Below are 15,949 nucleotides of genomic sequence, written 5' to 3'. Positions count from 1 at the left end.
CCAAGGGTGACGCGGGTGGCCGCGGTGCCGACCCCTCGAATCCGAGGAGCCGGCACCGCGAATCGAGCGGGTGGCGGGTGTTACTCCGCCGTGCCCGACTCCACCTCTTCCGCGGTCCAGTACCCGGAGTCCACGAGCAGCTCCTGGATGTTGTCCTGGTAGATGATGTCGGACTCGAGCAGGTACGACGGCACGACCTTGACGCCGTTGTCGTACGTCTCGGTGTCGTTCGCCTCGGGCTCGCCGCCCGCAAGGAACGCGTCCGTGGCCGTCACGGCCTGGTCCGCCAGCTTGCGGGTGTCCTTGAAGATGGTCGAGAACTGCACGCCATCCGAGATCAGCTTGACCGACGCGATCTCCGCGTCCTGACCGGTCACGACGGGGAAGCCGTCGGCGACGGTGCCCTCGTAGCCGTTGCTCTCGAGCGCCGTGATGATGCCGCGCGACAGGCCGTCGTAGGGCGACAGCACGCCGTCGATCTCAAGGTCGGTGCCCACGTACGTCGAGGTGAGCAGGTCCTCCATGCGGCGCTGAGCGGTCTCCTGCTGCCACCGCAGAATCGCGGCCTGCTCGAAGTCGGTCTGCTCCGACGGGACCGTGAGGGTGCCGTCCGCCATGTAGGGCTCGAGGGTGTCCATCGCGCCGTTCCAGAAGAACGTGGCGTTGTTGTCATCGGGCGAGCCCGCGAACACCTCGATGTTGAAGGGGCCCTCAGCGTCGCCTTCAGAGCCATCCTGGTTGAGCAGGCCCAGGCCCACGAGCAGCGAGGTCGCCTGCTGGACGCCCACGTTGTAGTTGTCGAACGTGACGTAGAAGTCGACGTTCTCCGAGTCCAGGATCAGGCGGTCGTACGAGACGACCGGGATGCCCGCTGCTGCAGCTGCTTCGAGCTGCGAGTTGAGGGCGGTGCCGTCGATGGCCGCGATGATGAGCGCCTCGACCCCGTTGGTGATCATCTGGTCGATCTGCTGCGACTGCGTGGGGATGTCGTCGTTGGCGAACTGAAGGTCCACCTCGTAGCCGAGGTCCATCAGCCCCGCCTCGACGGCGTCGCCATCGGCGATCCAGCGCTCCGAGGTCTGAGTGGGCATCGCGACGCCGACCAGACCGCCCTCGGCTACTGCGTCGCCGCCACCGGCGGTCGAACCATCGGTGGGCTCTTCGTCGGTGCTGCCCGCACCTTCACCACTGCATGCAGCCAGCGTGAACGCCATGGCGGCGCCCGCTGCTGCGGCAAAGAACTTCTTGCCCTTCATATCTCCTCCTCGAGATCCGGCGCGCAGCCTTGCGCGTCCGTCGTGCTGCTCATTGTGAGCGCGTTTGCAAGACAGCGTCAATTTCCGCGGGTCACGATTGTGTGTCGTTCACATCCACTTGTCGGGTTTCTCGTTCAGCAGGCCCGACGCAGCCCTCGCGCCGGGACCTTCGACCTAACTCTGGGGGTGTGAGGTGGTCTGCCTGACGACGAGTTCCGGCACGAGCTGCTGGGTCCCCGACGTGTCGGCGCCGTCGAACGCCTGGACGATCAGGTCGACCGCAAGGTGACCCACGGCCACGAAGTCCTGCCGCACCGTGGTGAGCGGCGGAAGGCTGTGGCGCGCCTCCGAGGTGTCGTCGAAGCCCACCACGGAGATGTCGCCCGGCACGGTCCTCCCGGCGTCGGCGAGCGCGTGGATGAGCCCGAACGCCATCTGATCGTTCGCACAGAAGACGGCAGTCGCGGTGGGGTCGAGCCGCCCGCCCGCCGCGTAGCCGGCGTCGGCGGTCCAGTCGCCGTCGAGCACCTCCAGCGGCGCGAGCTCCCGCTCGGCGACCACGGACAGGTACTCGTCCTTGCGCAGTTGCGACTCGGTGTACGTGGGCGGGCCGCTGACGTGCTGGATCCGAGTGTGGCCGAGGTCGATCAGGTGCTCGAGAGCGAGGCGCACCCCCGCCCGCTGGTCGATCGAGGCCGCCTCGCCCCGCGGCTCGCCGCCGGTGAGCAGATGGATGACCGGGACGGACAGGCGCATGTCGCCCACTGCATCGGCGATCGCCTGCTGCTGGGCGACCAGCGCGATGCCATCCACGCCGCGTCCCAACAGGAACCCGACCGCCTCCGTCGCGCTCTCGGCGTTCGCGTCGGCACTGGTCATCAGGGTGTGCAGGCCGACGCCGCGCGCCGATCGCTCGATCGCGTGCAGGGTCGACAGGGGCCCGATGTCCGGAATCAGCGGCCCGATCATGCCGATCGTGTGGGTGCGTCCGGTCACCAGTGCGCGTGCGGAGAGGTTGCGGTGGTAGCCGAGCTCCTCGATCGCGGCGAGCACACGCTCCCGCGTGGCGGGCCGAATGCCCTGGAACTCGTTGATGACGCGCGACACGGTCTGGTGGGACACGCCCGCGCGCGCGGCAACGTCGTGCATGCTCGGTCCACGTCCGCTGCTCACCACTGTTTGATCCTCCTGGGGGTCACTGTAGCGGGAAGAGCCACCGAGCCCAGCGCCGCTGCTCGCCAGCGCGCGCCCCCACGGACAAGGACCGATGCGGCGCCGGCCTTCCCGGGCGACTCGCGTGCCGCCCGCCTGGGCCGGGCTAGCATGGAACCGCCGGTCCGGCGGCGGCCACCGGCGACACCAGACGGAGTGGAGCGGCTCATGAGCGACCAAGCGACAGGCGCGCAGGACGGCTTCGCGGCGCGCTACGGCCGGCGTCCCGACGGCGTGTGGTCGGCACCGGGCCGCGTCAATCTCATCGGTGAGCACACTGACTACAATCACGGCTTCGTCCTCCCGTTCGCGATCGACCGGCGCACCGTCGCTGCCGTGGGAGTCCGGGACGACCGCGTGGTGCGCGTGAGGTCCACCTTCACCGAGGAGGAGGTCTCCCTCGCGATCGACGATCTCTCGCCCACCGCGATGGAGGGCTGGAGCGCATACGTCCTCGGGGTCGCGTGGGCGCTGGGGACCCAAGGCCACGACCTGTCCCAGGCGCCCGGCCTCGACCTCCTCATCGACTCGCGCGTGCCGGTGGGCGCGGGGCTGTCATCCTCGGCGGCCATCGAGTGCGCTGTGGCCGTCGCCCTCAACGACCTGTGGGAGCTGAACCTCTCCCCCCTGGACCTCGCCCGCATCGGCCGCATCGCGGAGAACCGCGCCGTGGGCGCGCCCACCGGGCTGCTCGACCAGGCCGCCTCGATGCTCGGGCGCGAGGACCACGGCGTGTTCCTCGACTGCGACACCGAGCAGGCGGAGGCCGTCGCGCTGCACCTGCGCGAGGAAGGGCTCGAGATCCTTGTGATGGACTCGCGGGTCGAGCACGAGCACGCCACCGGGGGCTACCGGGACCGCCGCGAGTCGTGCGAGAGGGGCGCCGCCGCGCTCGCCGTCGCGACGCTCCGCGAGTTGTCCGAGGACGACCTGACCCGCGCATCGGCCGTCCTGGACGATGAGACCTACCGCCGCGTGCGCCACATCGTCACCGAGAACGCCCGCGTGCTCGAGACGGTCCGCACGCTCGGCGAATCCGGCCCGCGCGCCATCGGCGACCTGCTGAACGCCTCGCACGCGTCCATGCGCGACGACTTCGAGATCACCGTCCCCGAGATCGACCTCGCGTGCGCCACCGCCGTCGAGCACGGCGCCATCGGCGCGCGCATGACCGGTGGGGGGTTCGGCGGCTCTGCCATCGCCTTGGTTCCGGCCGATGCCCGGGCGGAGATCGAGGCGGCCGTCACCTCGGCATTGGCGAGCGCAGGGATGCGCGAGCCCCAACTGTTCACCGTCACCCCGTCCGAGGGCGCGCGCCGCGACGCCTGACCCGCACTGAACGAGCCTCAAGGAGTCACCATGGCCTGGATGGTCACCGGCGGAGCCGGATACATCGGCGCGCACGTGGTGCGAGCCCTCGCCGCCGCAGGCATGGACCCCGTGGTGCTCGACGACCTGTCGAGCGGATTCGAGGAGTTCGTGCCCGACGGCGTGCCATTCGCGCGCGCCACGGTGCTCGACACCGCGGCCGTCACGGCGGCGCTGCGCGAGCACGGCGTCCGCGGCGTCATCCACTGCGCCGGCTACAAGTACGCCGGCGAGTCGGTCAAGCACCCGGTGCACACGTACCGCCAGAACGTCGAGGGCACCGGCACGCTGCTCGACGCGATGGCCGATGCGGGCGTCGCGCAGCTGGTGTTCTCCTCCTCCGCAGGGGTCTACGGCACGCCGACCGCCCCGGTCGTCACGGAGGACACCGCCACCACCCCCGAGTCTCCCTACGGCGAGTCCAAGCTGGTCGCCGAGTGGCTGATCCGGGCGCAGGTGCGCGCCACGGCAGAGTCCGACGCGCCGCTGCGCGCCACGAGCCTGCGCTACTTCAACGTAGTGGGCTCCGGCACCGACGAGGTCTACGACGCCTCCCCGCACAACCTGTTCCCCAAGGTGATCCGCGCCCTCAAGGCGGGTCAGCCGCCGATGATCTTCGGCGAGGACTACGACACGGAGGACGGCACCTGCGTGCGCGACTACGTGCACGTCGAGGACCTCGCGCACTCGCACGTCGCAGCGGCCCGCATGCTCGACGCCGGCCGCCCGCTCGCTCCCGTCTACAACCTGGGCTCGGGTGACGGCACCTCGGTGCGCCAGATCGTCGGCTCGCTGCTCGAGGCTGCGGGCTCCGACCTCGAGCCGGTCGTGAAGCCCCGCCGGCCGGGTGATCCCGCACGGATCGTCGCCACCGGCGAGCTCGCGGGCGACGACATCGAGTGGAAGATGTCGCACACGATCCACGAGATGGCCGCGAGCGCGTGGGCCGCGGCGCCAAAGACGTGAGTGATGCGCGATCCGCATGACAGCGCGTGAAGCCCGGCATACAGTGACCGCATGACGTGGTTGGTGACGGGCGGGGCCGGGTACATCGGGGCGCATGTGGCGCACGCGATGGTCGACGCCGGTCTCGACGTCGTGGCGCTCGACAACCTCTCGACCGGCCGTCGCGCGTTCCTTCCCGACAGCGTGCCGCTCGGCTGGGTGTCGATCACGGACCAGGACGACGTGCGCGACGTGATGGAGGAGAACGACATCACGGGAGTGGTGCACCTCGCGGCGTTCAAGTACGCGGGAGAGTCCGTCAAGCGGCCGCTGCATACCTGGCGCCAGAACCTGGGCGGCACCGTGTCGGTGCTGGGCGCCATGCAGGAGCTCGGCATCGACCGGCTCGTGTTCTCGTCGAGCGCGGCCGTGTACGGCACTCCCCAGGCGGAGGTGGTCACCGAGGACACCCCCACTCACCCGGAGTCTCCCTATGGCTCGTCCAAGCTGGCCGCCGAGCGCGCCATCATCGAGCAGGCCGCGGCGCAGCGATCCGTCGGCAGGCACCTGCGTCACACGGCTCTGCGCTACTTCAACGTGGTGGGCTCGAGCGCGCCGGGCGTCTACGACTCGTCGCCGCACAACCTGTTCCCGCTCGTGATGGACGCCATCTCGCGGGGCGACGCGCCTCGCATCTTCGGCACCGACTACCCCACCCCTGACGGCACCTGCGTGCGGGACTACGTGCATGTGGCGGACGTGGCGGCGGCGCACGTCGTCGCCGCTCAGGCACTGGACCGCGGAGAGGACCTGCGCACCGTCTACAACCTAGGCTCCGGCACCGGCACCTCGGTGCGCGAGATCGTGGACGCCTGCATCGACGTGGCGGGCACGGACGTCGAACCCGTGCTCACGGGACGGCGGGCGGGCGATCCCGCGCGCATCGTCGCCTCCGGAAAGCGCGCCTCGTACGACCTCGAGTGGAAGATGCGGCACACCGTCCGCGACATGGTGGCCTCCGCGTGGGCCGCCCACCCCTCGGCCGGCGCCCTCACCTGACGGCGGCCCCGCAATAGGCTGGCGGCGTGAACGCGCATCCTGCCCACGCCGTGCCGGCGCCTCCCGACCCGCTCGAGCACTTTCTCGACGAGTTCGTGCCGGGCGACGACCTCGTCGCGTACCTCGATGGCAACTCCCTGGGCCGCCCCCTGCTCGCGACGGTGGAGTCGGTGCCCCACTTCGTGCGTGACAACTGGGGCGGCCGGCTGATCCGAGGCTGGGACGAAGGGTGGCTGACGCGTGCCGAGGAGCTCGGCGACCGCATCGGCGCCGCCTGTCTCGGTGCAGCCGCAGGCCAGACCATCGTGGCCGATTCGACGACGGTGCTCATCTTCAAGCTGCTGCGGGCGTCCATCGACGCCCGGCCCGGCCGCGACGAGCTGCTCATCATGCGCGACGAGTTCCCCACCGACCGGTTCATCGTCGAGCGGCTCGCCGACGACCACGGACTCACGATTCGCTGGATCGACGCTCCGGCCGATGCGGGGGTGACGCCAGGGCTCATCGCTCAGCACACGAGCGAGCGGACCATCGCGGCCCTGATCAGCGGGGTGTCTTACCGCAGCGGCTGGTGGGCGGACATGGCCGCCGTGACCGAGACGGTGCAGGCGCACGGGGCGCTCATGATCTGGGACTGCTCGCACGCGGTCGGCTCGGTCCCCCTCGCGCTCGATGCGTGGGGAGTCGACATGGCGGTCGGGTGCTCGTACAAGTACCTGAACGGGGGCCCGGGAGCCCCGGCCTGGGCCTACGTCGCCGAGCGGCACCACCACCGGTTCCGCAACCCCATTCCCGGCTGGCTGGGAGCCCGCGAACCGTTCGCGATGACCACCGCCTACTCGCCCGCTCCCGGCATACGCCGGCTCGTGAGCGGGACCCCGCCCATCGTCGGCATGCTGCCGCTGGCCGACATGCTGTCGCTCATCGAGCGTGCAGGCATCGCGGCGATCAGGGAGAAGTCGGTCGCGCTGACCTCCTACGCGATCGCACTCATCGACGACCTGATCCCCGACGCGCACCTCGCGTCGCCGCGCGATCCCGAGCGCCGCGGCGGCCACATCACCGTCGACCATCCGCACGCGCGCCGCGCGGTCGAGCAACTCTGGGGCGAGGGTGTGATCCCCGACTTCCGGCACCCGAGCGGCGTGCGCATCGGCCTGTCACCGCTCAGCACCTCGTTCGCCGAGGTCGATCGAGGGGTGCGGGCGCTCGCGCAGGCGCTCGCCTGAGAACTACGTGCTCACTCGTCCGACTCCGCCGCGTCGGTGACGATCGCGTCCGCCTGGATCTCCACCAGGTACCGCGGGTCGGCCAGCCTGCTCACCTCGACCAGCGTCGCCGCCGGCCGGACGTCGGCGAACACGGCCCGATGCGCCGCCGCCACCTTCTCCATGTCGCGGATGTCGGTGACGTAGGCGACGGTCCGGACCACGTGCGCCAGCTCCGCCCCCACCTCGGCGAGCGCGCGCTCGATGGTGCCGAGCGCATCGGCCGCCTGGGCGTAGGCGTCGCCGTCGAGCGCCTGATCCCTCGCGCACGTGCCCGCCACCATCACGTGGGGACCGACCCGCACTGCACGCGAGTATCCGTACATGTCCTCGAATGGCCCGCCCGAGCCGTGGTGGATCCTCATGCGCACCACGATAGGGGTGGCGCCGCGCGGCCCGTACGCTGGCCGCATGGAACCGTTCAGCATGACGAAGGGCACCCAGGTCAAGGTGTTCCACCTCGAGGACAACGACGCGACGCTGGTGATCACCACGACCGACACCGCAGCGCCCGAGCGGCCGCCGCACGTGGGCTACGAGCAATGCGAGAACGACGAGGAGTCGCGGGCGGTCGTCCAGAAGTTCGTGTTCGACCTCCAGCGCCAGGGCTGGACCCTCGTCGACGTCGAGCAGGACGAGCAGTAGGTCGAGGCGGAGTCAGCCCCAGCCGAGCTCGTGCAGGCGGTCGTCGTCGATGCCGAAGTGATGGGCGATCTCGTGCACCACGGTGACGGCGACCTCCTCGCGCACGTGATCCGCGTCCTCGCACACGCGCAGCGTGGGATTGCGGAAGATGAAGATGCGGTCCGGGAGCTCGCCGAGCCCCCACTCGGACCCGCGCTCGGTCAGGGCCACGCCGTCGTACAGGCCCAGCAGATCGGGATCGTCGCCCTCGGGCTCGTCCTCGACCAGGATCACCACGTTGTCGACCATGTCGAGCAGCCGCTCGGGAATCATGTCCAGGGCGTCGTCGACCGCGGACTCGAACTCCTCGCTGGACATCTCCACCATGGCGACCATTGTCGCGCACGCCCGCCCCCGCATCGGCCCCTCTGCCAAGCAGGCCCGCCCACCCGTCCTGGCCCCCGCATCGGCCGCGCTGGACCGACGAGCCGGACCAACTCTGGCGTCTTGCCGCCGTCAGGCGGGCCACACGCGCCTGGCTCGCAGTTCATCCGCCTCGTCGGTCGGCACGGACCGCGCGCGACTGGCCTCGTCCTGCGGCGACTTGGCGAATCTTGCCCCCGGGCCGTAGCATTGGCACCGTTCATGACGCATGAGAATCGCGTCAGACGGCGCCCTCATCGTCTAGCGGCCTAGGACGCCGCCCTTTCACGGCGGTAGCACGGGTTCGAATCCCGTTGGGGGTACGACTTATCCCTAGGGATGGTCTACACTTCATAAGTCCTCCTGCTCGCGGGAGGATCACGAGGCCCTGTAGCGCAGTTGGTTAGCGCGCCGCCCTGTCACGGCGGAGGTCGCGGGTTCAAGTCCCGTCAGGGTCGCGAGTGGCGATGCCCCTTGTTCGCAAGGGGCATTGTGCTCACTGGGGGTTCGCCCCCGGGGCTCTGTAGCTCAGTTGGTAGAGCGTTCGACTGAAAATCGAAAGGTCACCGGATCGACGCCGGTCGGAGCCACTTCAGAGAAGCCCTCGCCTGATGGCGGGGGCTTTCTGCATGTCACGCCTGGACGCCACGGAAGTCCTGCACCCCCTCCTGCGTTTGCACTGGTGAGCCGATAAGCGGTGTACTAGACGTCAAGCAAACAAGGGAGCTCTCATGGCTGACTCGAAACTCGGAAAGATGGTCGTCAACGCGATCCTCGGCGCCATTGCCGGCAAGTGGGTCGCGACGATCCGGACCGAGGTCGAGGTCGCCAAGGTCGAGCTCAAGGTCAAGAGCCGCGAACTCGGCAAGGGCGCGGCCCTCCTCGCGATCGCCGGTGCACTCGGGTTCTTCATGCTCCTGGTGCTCATCGCCGCGGCCGTTCTCGCCTTCGCTCTCATCCTCGAGCCGTGGGCGGCGGCGCTCGTCGTCGCGGGCATCCTGCTGTTGTTCATCGTGATCTTCGCCGCCGTCGGCGCGAGCAAGATCAAGAAGAACAAGGACCTGGTGCCCACCGCGTCCATCGAGCGGATCAAGAAGCAGCTGTAGCGCCGCGCGCGTCACCCGGCCGCCTGCGCGGCCGCGTCAGACCGAGGAGCCCTGGAGTTCCGGGAGCACCTCCGGGCGCGGTCGCGGGCGCCGCTGAGCGAGCCACACGCCGGCCATCACCACCAGCGCCCCCACCGGCTCGTACCAGTGCAGCCGCTCGCCGAGCACCAGGATGCCCAGCGCCGTCGCGATCACGGGCACGGCGTAGGTGACGGAGGCCGCGGTCGTCGCTCCCGCCGCCTTCACGATCTTCCAGAACCACACGTACGCGAACGACGTCCCCGTGACACCAAGTGCGATCAGCGCCCACATCGCCACGGAACCCAGTTCGAACGCACTCGCCGCCGGTGCGGGGGTCGCCAGGGCGGCCGGCGCGATGATGAGCGTCGACAGCGTGATCTGCACCGCCGACAGGCCCACCGGTGACGCCTTGATGCGGTTCAGCAGCACGCGGGACAGCGTCGAGCCGATGCCGTAGCAGGCGGTCGCCCCCAGCATGAAGGCCGCACCCAGGGCCGGGAAGTCGTCGACCCGCCACGCACCCAGCAGCACCGCGATGCCGAGCGCGCCGATCACGAGGCCGACCAGCTGCGCGCGGTTCACGCGTTCGGACGGGATCAGCAGCGCCACGAACAAGGCGGTCCACAGCGGCGTGGCGGCGTTGAGAAGGCTCGCCAGGATGGACGTGACGTGCTGCTGCGCGAGCGGGATGAGGATGAACGGCAGGCCCGACATGAACACGCCGACCGCCGCCAACGCGCCCAGCAGCCGCCAGGTGAGTCGCGGCACGGCGCGCATGGACACGGCCAGCGCGATCAGCACGGCGGCGCCGCAGGCCAGCCTTCCGAGAGCGACCTGGATAGGCGTGAACTGACCGAGCGCCACCTCGATGAACAGGAAGCTCGACCCCCACGCGGCGGAGACGCCCAGAAAGTACGGGAGCCACGCCCGCAAGGGGACGTCGGACGGGCCGGTCACCTCGCGGCCGTCACGGGCGCGTCGGGGCTGGCGGAGGCCACGGCGAAGCCCTCGTGCTCGAGCATGGCGGCCTTCACCGCCATCCCCCCGAACCCGTAGCTGCCGAGCCGCCCTCCGGATTGGATGACGCGGTGACACGGCACGAACGGCGCGATCCCGTTGCGCGCGCACGCCGTGCCGACGGCCCGCATCGCCCGCGGCCGCCCCGCCATCTCGGCCAGCTCCCCGTAGGACACCACCTCACCGCCCGGAACGGTCCGCAGCGCCTCCCACACCTCCTGGAAGAACGGACCACCCGGCTGCTCCACGGGGATGGCCGTGATCGCATCGGCGTCGCCCTCGAGCCACTGCTCCACCGCGTGCGCGACGTCAGGCGCATCGCCCGCGCGCCATCCGCGCCGGGCGAGATCCGCACGCAGGCCGGAGGCCACATCACGCAGCGGGCGAAAGCCCGCCGCACGCACGACGCCGTCCTCGGGTGTCACCAGCACGTGAAGCTCGCCGAACTGAGTCTCGTGGGCGCAGCTCACCAGGGGCTCGACATTCATGGCGACAGGTTACGCCCGCCGGGCAGGGCCAGTACGGGGGCGGGTGGCACCGTGCCGACCGTGGCGCTGTGGCACCCGCCTCACGGTGGCGGCGAAGCGAAAAGACCCCCGCCCCACCAATGAAGGGGGGCGAGGGTCTGTGCAACTTCGATTCCTACGGGTGGCGCTGCTCCTGTGCGTCCGCGAGCAGGGCGTGAACCTCTGTCTCACGGAAACGGCGGTGACCACCGAGGGTCCGGATGGAAGACAACTTGCCCACCTTCGCCCATCGGGTGACGGTCTTCGGGTCTACCCGAAAGATCGCGGCGACCTCACTGGGCGTGAGCAACTTCTCCGGTTCCTGGACTGTATCTGCCATCGTCTCGTAGTTCCCTCAGTTCGAATGTGGACCTCGCTCCCCCCCTTGGTGACCCTGAACATACTGGTCATTATCGATTATGGCGATGTTTGCGGGATTTTTCACCTTCTCTCCCGTCTGAGGCGACTCGCACCCATGTGCGTGGGCGTTGTAAAGTACGTTCAGAACTTACGCCGCAGGGCCCGCGACACAGTGCGCCCGCGAGACTTAGAAGGGACGGCGACATGGGGCGCGGCCGTCAGAAGGCAAAGGACGCGAAGATCGCGCGTCAGCTCAAGTACTCCAACCACGGAGCCGATCTGCGAGACCTCGAGCGCGAGTTGATCTCGGGCTCTCCTGCCCCTGCGCCCGTGACGCCGCCCGAGGCAGAGGAGCCCGAGGACCCCTACGACAAGTGGGCTGACGACGACGAGCGCTGACGCGCGCCCGCACCACCGACGTCAAGTGTTCCTCCAGTAGCGTTCCTGCCGCGCCCGCGCATCGGGCCCGATGGCCTTCGCGCACCCACCGCAGGGACCGCACACCCTGCGCGGCTCCCAGCCGCGACCGAGTGGCCGGATCAACTGAGTCCCGCACCCTGGCCCACGCGGGCCGACCCGCCCGCCATCTGAGTTCGTCCGGCCCGTCGGCGCGGTCGGCCCCCATTCGGCCTGTGGAAAACCCCCACCAGGCCCCGCTCCGCGCCAGAGTCGGGGACATGACACCCATGCAGGCATGCAGCGCGGCCGGGGGCGCCGCCACGTGGGCCCAGCTGCGCACCCTCGGCGTGTCTCGCGCCGCGCTGGCCCATGCTCTCGACGCAGCCCACGTGATCCGCGTCGCGCGCGGCGTGTACGCGCTGCCAGCCACCCCGCGCCTCGTTCACCTCGAGGCGGCCTGGCGCGGCCGGCGCACATGTGTCACGGCCCTGCGCGCGTGGGGCCTGCCCGCCCCGACGGTCGACTCGCGCAAGCATCTCGCCATCCCCTGCTCACGATCGCTCACGCCGGCGCAGCGACGCTCCTCAGAGGTGCGTCTGCACTGGGTGCGCGGGCCGGTCGCTCACGCGGGCACCGTGCTGGGCGCGCTCGACGCCTCGGCGATGTGCCTGTCGGACCTCCACCAGCTCGCCGCTGCCGACGGCGCCCTGAACGCGGGCCTCCTGACGCGCGCCGACCTGGACCGGCTCGTCATCACGCCCCCGAGTCGCGCGCAGTGGCTGCGCGAGGCCTGTGACCCCGCGTGCCAGTCACCACCTGAGACCTTCGTGCGCGTGGCGCTGCGCGACGCGGGGCTGCCCGTCCAGTCGCAGGCGCAGCTCCCCGGGGTGGGGCGCGTGGACTTCGTCGTGGACGATGCGGTGGTGGTCGAGGTCGACGGTGCGACCTACCACATGAACGAGAAATCCTTCTGGGATGACCGCCGGCGTGATCGCGTCACGCAGGTCGGGGGCCGGCTCGCGCTCCGGTTCACTCGCCAGGACGTCGAGCGCGACCTCGCGGGGCTCGTGAGCACGGTCGTCCAAGGAGTCCAACTCGAGCGGCGCCGCCGGGGACTCGGCCCGCTGCCGACGTCCGAGGGACGGCGCTGGCACCCATGGGTCGCGCGGCGCGGGGCACCGAGTGGCCGGATCACCTGAGTTCGAGGGCTGCACGCAAGCAGGACGGTCGATGCGGGGGCTCAGTCGGTCCGGCCCGTCGGCACGGGCACGGGGCGGGCGCGGGGCGGGCAGAACGGGCGCGGGCCGACCCGTGGGCCGGCTCAGGCCCGGTAGGAGCCGCTCAGCAGCACCGCACCGCCGTCGACGCCCTTGGCACCGCGAACGGTGTCGGGCCCCACGGGCCGCGCGTCGTCCTCGACGATCTCGCCGAGCGCCCACGCCTCCACGCCCGCGGTGGCCGATGCCCGCATGAGGGCGTCGGCCTCGTCGGGGGCGACGATGGCGACCATGCCCACGCCCATGTTGAGCGTGGACTCGAGATCGTTCCACGGCACCGACCCTGCCGCCTGGACCAGGCCGAAGACAGCGGGCAGGTCCCACGCATCGCGCGCAACCGTGGCCGCGAGGCCCTGCGGGATGACCCGAGCCACATTGGCCGCGAGGCCGCCGCCGGTGACGTGCGAGAACGCGCGCAGCCCCGGGGTCGACTCCGCAAGGCCCACGCACAGCTGGGCGTAGATGCGGGTCGGCTCGAGCAGCTCCTCGCCCACGGTCCGCCCCAGATCGTCAAGGTGGTCGTCGAGCGACCAGCCCGCGTGGGCCACGACGCGCCGCACCAGGGAGTAGCCGTTCGAGTGCAGACCCGATGACGCCATCGCCACCACCACGTCTCCCGAGCGCACGCGCTCGGAGCCCAGCAGCGCATCGGCCTCGACCACGCCGATCGCCGCGCCGGCGACGTCGTAGTCCTCGGGCTCCATCACGCCGGGGTGCTCGGCGGTCTCGCCGCCCACGAGCGCGGTGCCCGCCATCTCGCACCCGAGCGCGATCCCGCGCACGATGTCCGCGATCCGCTGGGGCTCGACCCTGCCGCACGCGATGTAATCCGTCATGACCAGTGGCTTCGCCCCGCACACCACGATGTCGTCCACCACCATCGCGACCAGGTCCTGGCCGATCGTGTCGTGCACGTCCAATTGGCGCGCGATGACGATCTTGGTGCCCACGCCGTCGGTCGAGGAGGCGAGCAGCGGGCGCCGGTAGTCCTTGAGCGCCGAGGCGTCGAACAGCCCCGCGAACGCCCCCACGCCGCCCAGCACCTCGGGGCCGTGCGTGCGCGCCACGGCCTCCTTCATGAGCTCGACCGCCTTGTCGCCGGCCTGGGTGTCCACGCCCGAATCGGCGTACGTGATCGGGGCGGGTGCTGACTGGGTCACGGGGCGACCTCCACGGGCTGAATGGCGAGCTGGTGGCGGGCATCGACAGGCGGCTCGATCGGGTACTCGCCGGTGAAGCACGCGGCGCACAGGCGCTCGCGGGGCTGCTCGGTGGCCTCGATCATCGCCTCGGTCGAGATGTAGCCCAACGAGTCGGCTCCCAGCTGCTCGCGGATCTCCTCGATGCTGTGCCCGACCGCGGCGAGCTCCTCGCGGGTCGCGAAGTCGATGCCGTAGAAGCACGGCCACTGCACGGGGGGCGACGAGATGCGCACGTGCACCTCGGCGGCGCCGGCCTCGCGCAGCATGGCGACGATCGCGCTCTGGGTGTTGCCGCGCACGATCGAATCGTCGACCACGATCAGCCGCTTGCCGGCGATCTGATCGCGCAGCGGGTTGAGCTTGAGCCTGATCCCGAGCTTGCGCAGCGTCTGGGAGGGTTGGATGAAGGTGCGGCCCACGTACGCGTTCTTGGTGAGGCCTTGACCGAACGGGATGCCGGACTGCTGCGCATAGCCCACGGCGGCGGGCGTGCCGGATTCGGGCGTCGGCATCACCATGTCCGCCTCGACGGGGTGCTCGAGCGCGAGGCGGCGACCCATCTCCACGCGAGCGGCGTGCACCGACCGGCCCGCGATCGCGGTGTCCGGACGCGCAAGGTAGACGTACTCGAAGACGCAGCCCTTGGGTCGCGACTCGGCGAAGCGCTGAGAGCGCACGCCGTCGCCGTCGATGGTCAGGAACTCGCCGGGCTCGACCTCTCGCTCCCACGTGGCGCCCACGATGTCGAGGCCCGCCGTCTCGGAGGCGACGACGTATCCGCCGGACGGGAGCTTGCCGAGCACGAGCGGACGCACGCCTTGTGGATCGCGGGCGGCGTACAGCGTGGTCTCATCCATGAAGACCAAGGAGAACGCGCCCGCGAGGTGCGGCATGAGCTCGAGTGCGGTCTCTGCGAGCGTGTCGTAGCGGTCCCAGCCCAGCAGCGCCGTCACGATCGAGGTGTCGGTGAAGCCGGCTGCCCGGATGGCGTCGAGACGATCGGCGCCGAGCCGCTCGCCCACCAGCTCGAGCAGCTGGGGAGTGTTCGTGAGGTTGCCGTTGTGGCCGAGCGCGACCGTCCCGGAGCGGGTGGGGCCCAGCGTCGGCTGCGCGTTCGCCCACACGGACGCACCCGTCGTCGAGTAGCGCGCGTGGCCGATCGCGAGGTGCCCCTGGAGAGCCTCGAGGGCCCGCTCGTCGAACACCTGCGACACGAGCCCCATGTCCTTGTAGACCAGGATCTTGTCGCCCATGGACGTGGCGATGCCCGCGGACTCCTGGCCGCGGTGCTGCAGCGCGTAGAGGCCGAAGTAGGTGAGCTTCGCGACCTCTTCGTCGGGCGCGTAGATGCCGAACACGCCGCACGCGTCCTGCGGCCCCTTCTCGCCGGGCAGCAGGTCGTGGCTGAGGCGCCCGTCGCCGCGCGCCATCAGCGGCGCTCCTCGTCTTGAGCGGTGGGAGCGGAGGGCGAGTCTGCGGCCGATGCGCGGGCCGGCTCAGTGCCCGAGTCCCCCGGGGCGGGGGGCGGCCAGCCTGCGGCGGGCGAGGACTTGAGATAGCGGGGCGTGCCGCGGTCGAGTCCGACGGCGATGAGGCCCGTGACGAAGCCGCCGATCAGGGCGAACCCCAGTCCGACGAGCACGGCCACGGCGCCGCGGCCCACTCCGGTGGAGTTGGGAAGGAGGAGTCCGCACAGCGCGCCGATCACGAAACCCGCCACCACACCGGTGCCGACCACGCGTCCGAACCGGGGCGCGCGGCGCAGGTGAGCGGGCATCGCGGTGCGCCGCAACTCGTCTTCCGAGGGCGAATTCTCGGGCGTCTGAGGGCGTGGGGCGTCACTCACGGCATCAGTCTAGGCCGTGCTCTGCGGGGTGGGGCACGGGGGCCGATGCGCGAGCAACGG

General features: G+C 70.5%; 18 protein-coding genes and 3 tRNA genes. 11 read left to right on the top strand and 10 right to left on the bottom strand.

All coding sequences use genetic code 11. The features are described from left to right. Window positions 1–80: 80 nt before the first annotated feature. A complete protein-coding gene (gene chvE, locus ACNI14_RS10905) occupies window positions 81–1,256 on the bottom strand; it encodes a multiple monosaccharide ABC transporter substrate-binding protein (protein WP_420520055.1) in 1,176 nt (391 codons plus the stop codon). A gap of 174 nt (window positions 1,257–1,430) precedes the next feature. Next, on the bottom strand, window positions 1,431–2,405 hold the full coding sequence (locus ACNI14_RS10900; RefSeq protein WP_420520054.1) for a LacI family DNA-binding transcriptional regulator: 975 nt from the start codon (window positions 2,403–2,405) through the stop codon (window positions 1,431–1,433). A 231-nt stretch (window positions 2,406–2,636) separates the two neighbouring features. Between ACNI14_RS10900 and galK the strand changes: the two genes are divergently transcribed. The 4 genes from galK to ACNI14_RS10880 are packed head-to-tail and all read left to right on the top strand — an operon-like array spanning window position 2,637 to window position 7,069. Next, window positions 2,637–3,797: a galactokinase gene (gene galK, locus ACNI14_RS10895; protein WP_420520053.1), complete on the top strand. Its 1,161-nt coding sequence runs from the start codon at window positions 2,637–2,639 to the stop codon at window positions 3,795–3,797. Window positions 3,798–3,827: 30 nt separating this feature from the next. Further along, window positions 3,828–4,802 (top strand): UDP-glucose 4-epimerase GalE, encoded by a 975-nt coding sequence (galE, locus tag ACNI14_RS10890; protein WP_420520052.1) that lies wholly within the window; start codon window positions 3,828–3,830, stop codon window positions 4,800–4,802. A 51-nt stretch (window positions 4,803–4,853) separates the two neighbouring features. Then, window positions 4,854–5,840: a UDP-glucose 4-epimerase GalE gene (gene galE / locus ACNI14_RS10885; protein WP_420520051.1), complete on the top strand. Its 987-nt coding sequence runs from the start codon at window positions 4,854–4,856 to the stop codon at window positions 5,838–5,840. A 26-nt stretch (window positions 5,841–5,866) separates the two neighbouring features. Then, entirely contained in the window at window positions 5,867–7,069 is a 1,203-nt protein-coding gene (locus tag ACNI14_RS10880) for a kynureninase (protein WP_420520050.1), read from the top strand. Window positions 7,070–7,080: 11 nt separating this feature from the next. Here the strand turns inward: ACNI14_RS10880 and ACNI14_RS10875 are convergent, their stop codons facing one another. After that, a complete protein-coding gene (locus tag ACNI14_RS10875; protein ID WP_420520049.1) occupies window positions 7,081–7,473 on the bottom strand; it encodes a RidA family protein in 393 nt (130 codons plus the stop codon). A 46-nt stretch (window positions 7,474–7,519) separates the two neighbouring features. Between ACNI14_RS10875 and ACNI14_RS10870 the strand changes: the two genes are divergently transcribed. Next, a complete protein-coding gene (locus ACNI14_RS10870) occupies window positions 7,520–7,753 on the top strand; it encodes a hypothetical protein (RefSeq protein WP_420520048.1) in 234 nt (77 codons plus the stop codon). A 12-nt stretch (window positions 7,754–7,765) separates the two neighbouring features. Here ACNI14_RS10870 and ACNI14_RS10865 read toward each other — a convergent pair whose 3' ends face one another. After that, a complete protein-coding gene (locus ACNI14_RS10865; RefSeq protein ID WP_420520047.1) occupies window positions 7,766–8,119 on the bottom strand; it encodes a metallopeptidase family protein in 354 nt (117 codons plus the stop codon). A gap of 286 nt (window positions 8,120–8,405) precedes the next feature. On the opposite strand from ACNI14_RS10865, the gene ACNI14_RS10860 reads away from it, so the two are divergent. The 4 genes from ACNI14_RS10860 (at window position 8,406) to ACNI14_RS10845 (ending at window position 9,261) form a co-directional block, all read left to right on the top strand. Continuing rightward, window positions 8,406–8,478: transfer RNA gene (locus ACNI14_RS10860), tRNA-Glu, on the top strand. Between the two features lie 61 nt (window positions 8,479–8,539). Beyond that, window positions 8,540–8,613, top strand: a tRNA-Asp gene (locus ACNI14_RS10855). A 59-nt stretch (window positions 8,614–8,672) separates the two neighbouring features. Then, window positions 8,673–8,745 (top strand) — tRNA-Phe (locus ACNI14_RS10850). 141 nt (window positions 8,746–8,886) lie between these two features. Beyond that, window positions 8,887–9,261 (top strand): phage holin family protein, encoded by a 375-nt coding sequence (locus ACNI14_RS10845; protein ID WP_420520046.1) that lies wholly within the window; start codon window positions 8,887–8,889, stop codon window positions 9,259–9,261. Between the two features lie 36 nt (window positions 9,262–9,297). Here the strand turns inward: ACNI14_RS10845 and ACNI14_RS10840 are convergent, their stop codons facing one another. From ACNI14_RS10840 to ACNI14_RS10830, 3 genes are all read right to left on the bottom strand, one after another. Continuing rightward, window positions 9,298–10,239 carry a DMT family transporter gene (locus ACNI14_RS10840; RefSeq protein ID WP_420520044.1) on the bottom strand — a complete coding sequence of 314 codons (942 nt, stop codon included), beginning with the start codon at window positions 10,237–10,239 and terminating at the stop codon, window positions 9,298–9,300. Then, window positions 10,236–10,787, bottom strand: coding sequence for a methylated-DNA--[protein]-cysteine S-methyltransferase (locus ACNI14_RS10835; protein ID WP_420520043.1), 552 nt, complete (start codon window positions 10,785–10,787; stop codon window positions 10,236–10,238). The genes ACNI14_RS10840 and ACNI14_RS10835 overlap by 4 nt, the downstream gene beginning before the upstream one ends. Before the next feature lie 154 nt (window positions 10,788–10,941). Then, window positions 10,942–11,145, bottom strand: coding sequence for a BldC family transcriptional regulator (locus tag ACNI14_RS10830; RefSeq protein WP_420520042.1), 204 nt, complete (start codon window positions 11,143–11,145; stop codon window positions 10,942–10,944). A 224-nt stretch (window positions 11,146–11,369) separates the two neighbouring features. On the opposite strand from ACNI14_RS10830, the gene ACNI14_RS10825 reads away from it, so the two are divergent. Together ACNI14_RS10825 and ACNI14_RS10820 are read left to right on the top strand one after the other, a co-directional pair. Continuing rightward, window positions 11,370–11,564 (top strand): DUF3073 family protein, encoded by a 195-nt coding sequence (locus tag ACNI14_RS10825; RefSeq protein WP_420520041.1) that lies wholly within the window; start codon window positions 11,370–11,372, stop codon window positions 11,562–11,564. Between the two features lie 278 nt (window positions 11,565–11,842). After that, complete coding sequence (locus tag ACNI14_RS10820; RefSeq protein ID WP_420520040.1) at window positions 11,843–12,763, top strand: type IV toxin-antitoxin system AbiEi family antitoxin domain-containing protein; 921 nt, start codon at window positions 11,843–11,845, stop codon at window positions 12,761–12,763. A gap of 122 nt (window positions 12,764–12,885) precedes the next feature. Here the strand turns inward: ACNI14_RS10820 and purM are convergent, their stop codons facing one another. Genes purM through ACNI14_RS10805 form a run of 3 tightly spaced genes read right to left on the bottom strand, consistent with a single transcriptional unit; the run spans window position 12,886 to window position 15,889 of the window. After that, window positions 12,886–14,001, bottom strand: coding sequence for a phosphoribosylformylglycinamidine cyclo-ligase (gene purM, locus ACNI14_RS10815; RefSeq protein ID WP_420520039.1), 1,116 nt, complete (start codon window positions 13,999–14,001; stop codon window positions 12,886–12,888). Then, window positions 13,998–15,473: an amidophosphoribosyltransferase gene (gene purF, locus ACNI14_RS10810; RefSeq protein WP_420520038.1), complete on the bottom strand. Its 1,476-nt coding sequence runs from the start codon at window positions 15,471–15,473 to the stop codon at window positions 13,998–14,000. The genes purM and purF overlap by 4 nt, the downstream gene beginning before the upstream one ends. Further along, window positions 15,473–15,889, bottom strand: coding sequence for a hypothetical protein (locus ACNI14_RS10805; protein WP_420520037.1), 417 nt, complete (start codon window positions 15,887–15,889; stop codon window positions 15,473–15,475). Before ACNI14_RS10805 ends, purF begins: the two co-directional genes overlap by 1 nt. Window positions 15,890–15,949 lie beyond the last annotated feature (60 nt).

Origin of the sequence: Demequina pilifera (assembly GCF_048814985.1) — a bacterium.
Lineage (GTDB): Bacteria > Actinomycetota > Actinomycetes > Actinomycetales > Demequinaceae > Demequina.
This window is presented reverse-complemented; position numbering and strand designations above follow the sequence as displayed.